This window comes from Nitrosomonas sp. (genome assembly GCF_043753625.1).
Taxonomy (GTDB): Bacteria; Pseudomonadota; Gammaproteobacteria; order Burkholderiales; family Nitrosomonadaceae; genus Nitrosomonas.
The window spans coordinates 1-5,842 of record NZ_JAYUWI010000048.1 but is presented as its reverse complement, the minus strand read 5'-3'; the positions used below and the strand labels follow the sequence as shown (position 1 = coordinate 5,842).

Sequence of the window (5,842 nt, the reverse complement as noted above, 5' to 3'; positions counted from 1 at the left end):
CAATCTTTGAATTCAGATGCTTTCATGATGCATACCTCTTCTTCTACGTTCCCATGCCTATTCGACTATCAATTCAACAATTAATTGCTACAGAGCCTATTATTACTTGAAGTATTTTTAAAACTAATTCAACCTTCAGGACTCCCTACCAAAATAACAGTTTATCATCAGTAAATAATGAATCATAAACTTAATGTACTGAATACATTTTTTATTTTAATGACATAACAATTAAATGATAAATTATCTCGAGAGAAAAACTAATGATTAAAGCATATGCAGCACTTGAAGCGGGTGGAAAGATTCAACCCTTTGAATACGAGCCAGGTTTATTAAGTACTCACGATGTTGAAATAGCGATTGAGCATTGCGGTATTTGCATAGTGACAGAGCATGCTGCACAATAAATGGGGAATCACTCAGTACCCATTCGTACTGGGTCATGAAATTAATCAGTAAAAAAAACGATATGTGTAATACTTATATCAAGAATGAAATCACAAAATATTTTCTCTAAAACTCCTCTAAACTTAGGAAAAGAAGAGTTCTTTGAACTTCTTATTAAGAATGATGCGGTAATGATAGAAAAAATCATTTCAAAAGGCCAAAAATCGCCTGCATCTGATTGGTATGATCAGGAAAAGAATGAATGGGTTATGGTTTTAAAAGGGAAAGCTGTATTGTCTTTTGAAGATCGAACGTCAGTGCAACTTAATGAGGGAGACTTCATTAATATCCCCGCTCACAAGAAACACAGAGTTGCATGGACGGATCCCGATAACGAAACTATCTGGCTTGCTGTGCACTATCGATAGCATTATTCGAACTCGAATCAGATGCCTGAATAATTAAAAGTATCCGGTTTATGCAAGCAACAGTGCAAATTGAAAATAAAAAGGGCGAACAATACACCATGACATTATATCGGTGATTATTTTGGCGCTGGCTTGCTGTATTTCTGCCGGAATTTCTCAACTCTACCCGCAGTATCTACAATTTTCTGCTTACCAGTATAAAACGGGTGGCAAAGCGAACACACCTCTATATTCAGAGGTTTATTCATGGTCGAGCGTGTATTAAAAACACTACCGCAACTGCAAGTTACGGTTATCTCCTGGTAGTCTGGATGAATGTCTGCTTTCATGGCCAATATCCTTAATTATCTCAACCCTAAAGGGAAATTAAAAACCGTTTATTATCCTTTAATGTACGTATCGGTGCAACTACGAAATCTATTCCTAAACTCGTCTCATAGAATCAAAGAAGTCTGAATTATTCTTAGTCGCTTTAATTTTATCCAGCAAAAATGCCATAGCATCCATATCGTCCATTGGATGCAGTAATTTACGTAATACCCATATCTTTTGCAAAATTTCTGGAGGAATTAGCAATTCTTCTCGACGAGTACCTGATCGATTCACATTAATTGCTGGATAAATCCTTTTTTCAGCCATTTTCCGATCAAGATGAATTTCCATATTGCCAGTACCCTTGAATTCTTCATAAATTACGTCATCCATGCGTGATCCTGTATCAATCAACGCTGTTGCAATAATAGTCAGCGATCCGCCTTCTTCGACATTTCGGGCAGCTCCAAAGAAACGTTTAGGTCGTTGCAGTGCACTTGCATCCACACCACCGGTTAGCACCTTACCAGAAGCGGGCACCACCGTATTATAAGCACGCGCCAGTCGCGTGATCGAATCAAGCAATATGACGACATCTTTCTTATGCTCAACCAAGCGCTTAGCTTTCTCAATCACCATGTCAGCCACTTGCACATGTCGCATGGCTGATTCATCAAAAGTTGAAGAAATCACTTCGCCCCTGACAGAGCGGATCATCTCTGTTACCTCTTCGGGGCGTTCATCAATCAGCAACACAATCAGAATTACATCTGGATAATTAGCTGCAATGGCATGTGCAATGTGTTGCAACATCACGGTTTTACCTGATTTTGGGCTAGCAACTAGTAAACCTCGCTGACCTTTACCGATAGGCGCAATCAAATCAATAATACGGCTTGTAATATTCTCCTCAGCCTTAATGTCACGTTCAAGTATCAATCGCTCATCAGGAAATAATGGCGTCAGATTCTCAAACAAGATTTTCTGTTTGGAATTCTCTGGAGGCTCGTTATTAACTTTATCAACTTTTACCAACGCAAAATAACGTTCACCATCCTTGGGAGGGCGAATTTCGCCATCGATTGAATCGCCGGTATGCAGATTAAAACGTCTGATTTGACTGGGAGAAATATAAATATCATCAGGACCGGCCAAATACGAGGTGTCTGGAGAACGTAAAAAACCAAACCCATCCTGTAATACTTCCAGTGTTCCATGGCCATAAATATTCTCACCTTTACGCGCCTGATTTTTAAGCAATGCAAAAATTAGATCCTGCTTTCGCATTCGGTTAGCGCCATCAATTTCATTTTCGATGGCCATTTTTACTAATTCAGTTACATGTAGGTTTTTTAGATCGGATAAACGCATGAAGAAGCTCGTGAAAAAAGAATACTTACTTGAAAGATAGTGATGCTGGGAGGAAAGTTGTTACGGACGGGATAATTAAATATGAGATGTGGTCTTTTACAAATCTGTATCACCCACAAATCTACTAATCGTATAAGGCTAGCGGGTTTAAATATGACTGTCAATAAATGCTGTTAATTGTGATTTCGATAATGCCCCGACTTTAGTCGCCTCAATATTTCCGTTCTTAAATAGCATCAATGTCGGAATACCGCGAATGCCATATTTTGGTGGCGTTATTTGATTCTCATCAATATTGAGTTTGGCCACTTTAAGGCGTTCTCCATATTCACCTGCAACTTCATCGAGTATCGGCGCTATCATCTTGCACGGACCACACCATTCTGCCCAGTAATCAACCAGTACAGGAATTGTCGATTGTAAAACTTCCGCATCAAAATTAGCATCGGTAACGTAATGAATATGCTGACTCATATAATCCTCATTCAAATTATTCAGTTTTAAGATTAATTAGTAAACCCTAACATTATCTCAGAGATTGGTTTACGGGATTGCTTGGAATAGAGCTGTAAAAGAAAGGTATACACACTATGCTATAGAAAAAATTGTTAAAAGGGAAGCATCATTTTTTTAAAATGCATCCAGAAAAACAAATTGGGCAAAGTTTCTACAAAAAATGGATTTAATTTAAAATGGGCGGTCACTGCGTTGATTGATGGAATGCCACGATATGATCTGCTTCAAGCTTGATGCCTATTTTCTCACCAATCACATGATTATGATGGCTAGGCACTAACGCTAGTACCTTAGATCCATCAGCAAGGCGCAATGTATATAAAATCTCTGCGCCGCGAAATGCTTTGTGAATAACTGTTGCCTGCAACGGACTGGCATCATCGTGAACAATATCATCTGGACGCACTAACACGTCTACCTTGCAACCACTATCGCAGAGTTGTGGAATTTCGCCAGTTAAAATTCCCAGTTTAATCTCAACCTGCTGAGCGTTAATGACTCGACCTGGAAGAAATACGCCTTGACCGACAAAATTTGCCACAAAACGATTTACCGGGCGATGATAAAGATTAAAAGCTGTGTCCCATTGCTGAATCTCACCTTGGTGCATAACACCAATCTCATCGGCTATCGCAAATGCCTCTGCTTGATCATGGGTTACCAGTATAGCCGTAATTCCATGATCCTTAAGAATTTCTCGCACTTCCATGCTTAAGCGTTCACGCAAACTGACATCCAGATTGGAAAAAGGCTCGTCCAACAACAGCAATTCTGGTTTAGGCGCCAGCGCACGCGCAAGGGCTACGCGCTGTTGTTGGCCACCTGATAATTCATGCGGATATTTTTTGGATACATTGGTTAGTTGCACAACCTGCAACAACTCATCAACACGCCGTTCGCATTCCGCTCTGGTTAACCGATGCAAGCCGAAACCAATATTGGTAGCCACATCCAGATGAGGAAATAGCGCGTAATCCTGAAAAACCATACCAATCCGCCTTTGTTCCGGCGGTACAAAAAATCCCGCACCACTCACACAAACACCATTGAGTAGAATCTCTCCTGCGGACACCGGCTCGAAACCAGCGATACACCGTAATGCGGTAGTCTTACCACAACCACTTGGGCCCAACAAACAACCGATAGTCCCTTTTTGCAATACCAGGGATAAATCATGAATAACGACTTGCTCGCCATAAGCTTGCCGGACATTGTTAAGTTGCAGCAGTACGGTACTCATCAATTTACTTTTCAGTTTGACGCATAAATAAGAAAATCGGTATCAATCCAGCCAGCACTAGCGTTACAGCAGGCAAAGCCGCTTGCTCCCATTGTCCTTCTGAAGTCATCTCAAAAATCCGAACAGCCAGCGTATCCCAATCGAATGGACGCGTCATCAGCGTAATCGGCATTTCCTTCATGACATCAACGAACACTAAAGTAGCAGCCGTAAAAATACCCGATTTCAATATCGGAACATGCACTTTTCTGATCATTGCCCAGCCATGCAGTCCGAGGCTCATTGCCGCCTCATCGATGCTATGTGTAATGCGTTGCATGGCGCCATCAATGGGATAATGGCTGACTGCCATAAACCGTATCAAATAGGCAATTAACATCGTAATCAGTGTACCTTGAATCAGTTGTCCCGTTTCAATCCGGAACCAGCGCAGCGCTAATTCACTGAGCTGCCCATCCAGCCAAGTAAGTGGCACATACACGCCAATTGCCAAAACTGCCCCGGGCAATGCATAACCGATGGTTGCGGTTCGCACTGCATACCGCGTAGCTGGGCCAGGATAACGCCGCGCCGCATAAACCATGGTAATCACAACCAAGCAGATCAACAAAGCTGCCAAACCAGACAATGATAATGAATGCCAGAGAAATTCCAAGTACCGCGCTACGTCATAATCTTGTGTAAACGACTGTACGGCCCAAATACACAATTGCATGACCGGTAACAAAAATGCCAAAAATAATACGCATAGAACAAAACCGATAACCACCCAATTATGCCAGCCTGTGAGCTGAATACGTTGCGCCCGCTCAGTTCTCTTATTTTCAGCATAGCGCATGCGTGACCTGAATTGCTGCTCCAGAACAATCACGACAAAAACAATAACAATTAGCAAGGAAGCCAGCTGAGAAGCTGCATGCAGCGAAAACATGCTAAACCATGCCTTGTAAATAGCTGTCGTAAATGTATTGTAATTAAACACCGAAACAGTACCGAAATCTGCCAATGTCTCCATCAGAACCAGCATAATACCCCCAGCTATCCAGGGACGCGCCATCGGCAACACCACCTTGAAGAAACCTTGTTTACGGTTTAAACCGAGAGATTGCGCTACTTCCAGAGAACGTTTTCCCTGGCTCAAGAAAGCATTCCTTGCCAGTAAATACACATAAGGATAAAAAGCCAGAGTCATAACAATGATGACCCCTGCTCTGCTACGTATATCCGGAAACCAGGATAAATCGGAATCCAGCCATGCACGTAGTGTGGTTTGTATAGGACCGGTAAAATCAAACAGACCCAATGCAACAAATGCTGTCACATAAGCAGGTATTGCCAGTGGTAGTAACAATGCCCAGGAAAAAAAACGGCGGCCGGGAAATTCATAAACAGCCGTAAACCAAGCCAGACTGATACCCAGTAACCCAGTTCCAATGATCACGCCCAATGCAAGCCAAAGCGTATTAATTAGCAATAGGGGAAGCGTGGTCTCAACCAGATGCTGCCAGATATCACTGGCAGGCACAAAAAAAGATGAAACGATCACGCCAACAGGCGCCAGCACCAATGCTGCCGCTACAAAAGGAAC

Annotated in this window: 7 protein-coding genes; 2 read left to right on the top strand and 5 right to left on the bottom strand. The window is 42.0% G+C overall.

All coding sequences use genetic code 11. From position 1 onward, the window contains the following. Positions 1–263 precede the first annotated feature (263 nt). Together ACH10T_RS04580 and ACH10T_RS04575 are read left to right on the top strand one after the other, a co-directional pair. Complete coding sequence (locus ACH10T_RS04580) at positions 264–407, top strand: hypothetical protein (RefSeq protein ID WP_394808144.1); 144 nt, start codon at positions 264–266, stop codon at positions 405–407. A gap of 84 nt (positions 408–491) precedes the next feature. Further along, positions 492–815: a cupin domain-containing protein gene (locus tag ACH10T_RS04575; RefSeq protein WP_394808143.1), complete on the top strand. Its 324-nt coding sequence runs from the start codon at positions 492–494 to the stop codon at positions 813–815. A 116-nt stretch (positions 816–931) separates the two neighbouring features. On the opposite strand, the gene rpmE is transcribed toward ACH10T_RS04575, so the two are convergent. The 5 genes from rpmE to ACH10T_RS04550 form a co-directional block, all read right to left on the bottom strand. Beyond that, positions 932–1,144 carry a 50S ribosomal protein L31 gene (gene rpmE / locus ACH10T_RS04570; protein ID WP_394808142.1) on the bottom strand — a complete coding sequence of 71 codons (213 nt, stop codon included), beginning with the start codon at positions 1,142–1,144 and terminating at the stop codon, positions 932–934. Between the two features lie 94 nt (positions 1,145–1,238). After that, a complete protein-coding gene (gene rho, locus ACH10T_RS04565) occupies positions 1,239–2,498 on the bottom strand; it encodes a transcription termination factor Rho (RefSeq protein WP_394808141.1) in 1,260 nt (419 codons plus the stop codon). Between the two features lie 147 nt (positions 2,499–2,645). Then, entirely contained in the window at positions 2,646–2,972 is a 327-nt protein-coding gene (trxA, locus tag ACH10T_RS04560; RefSeq protein ID WP_394808140.1) for a thioredoxin TrxA, read from the bottom strand. A 226-nt stretch (positions 2,973–3,198) separates the two neighbouring features. Then, positions 3,199–4,254: an ABC transporter ATP-binding protein gene (locus tag ACH10T_RS04555; RefSeq protein ID WP_394808139.1), complete on the bottom strand. Its 1,056-nt coding sequence runs from the start codon at positions 4,252–4,254 to the stop codon at positions 3,199–3,201. Between the two features lie 4 nt (positions 4,255–4,258). Then, a partial coding sequence (locus ACH10T_RS04550) for an ABC transporter permease (RefSeq protein ID WP_394808138.1) occupies positions 4,259–5,842 on the bottom strand: 1,584 nt, incomplete at its 5' end.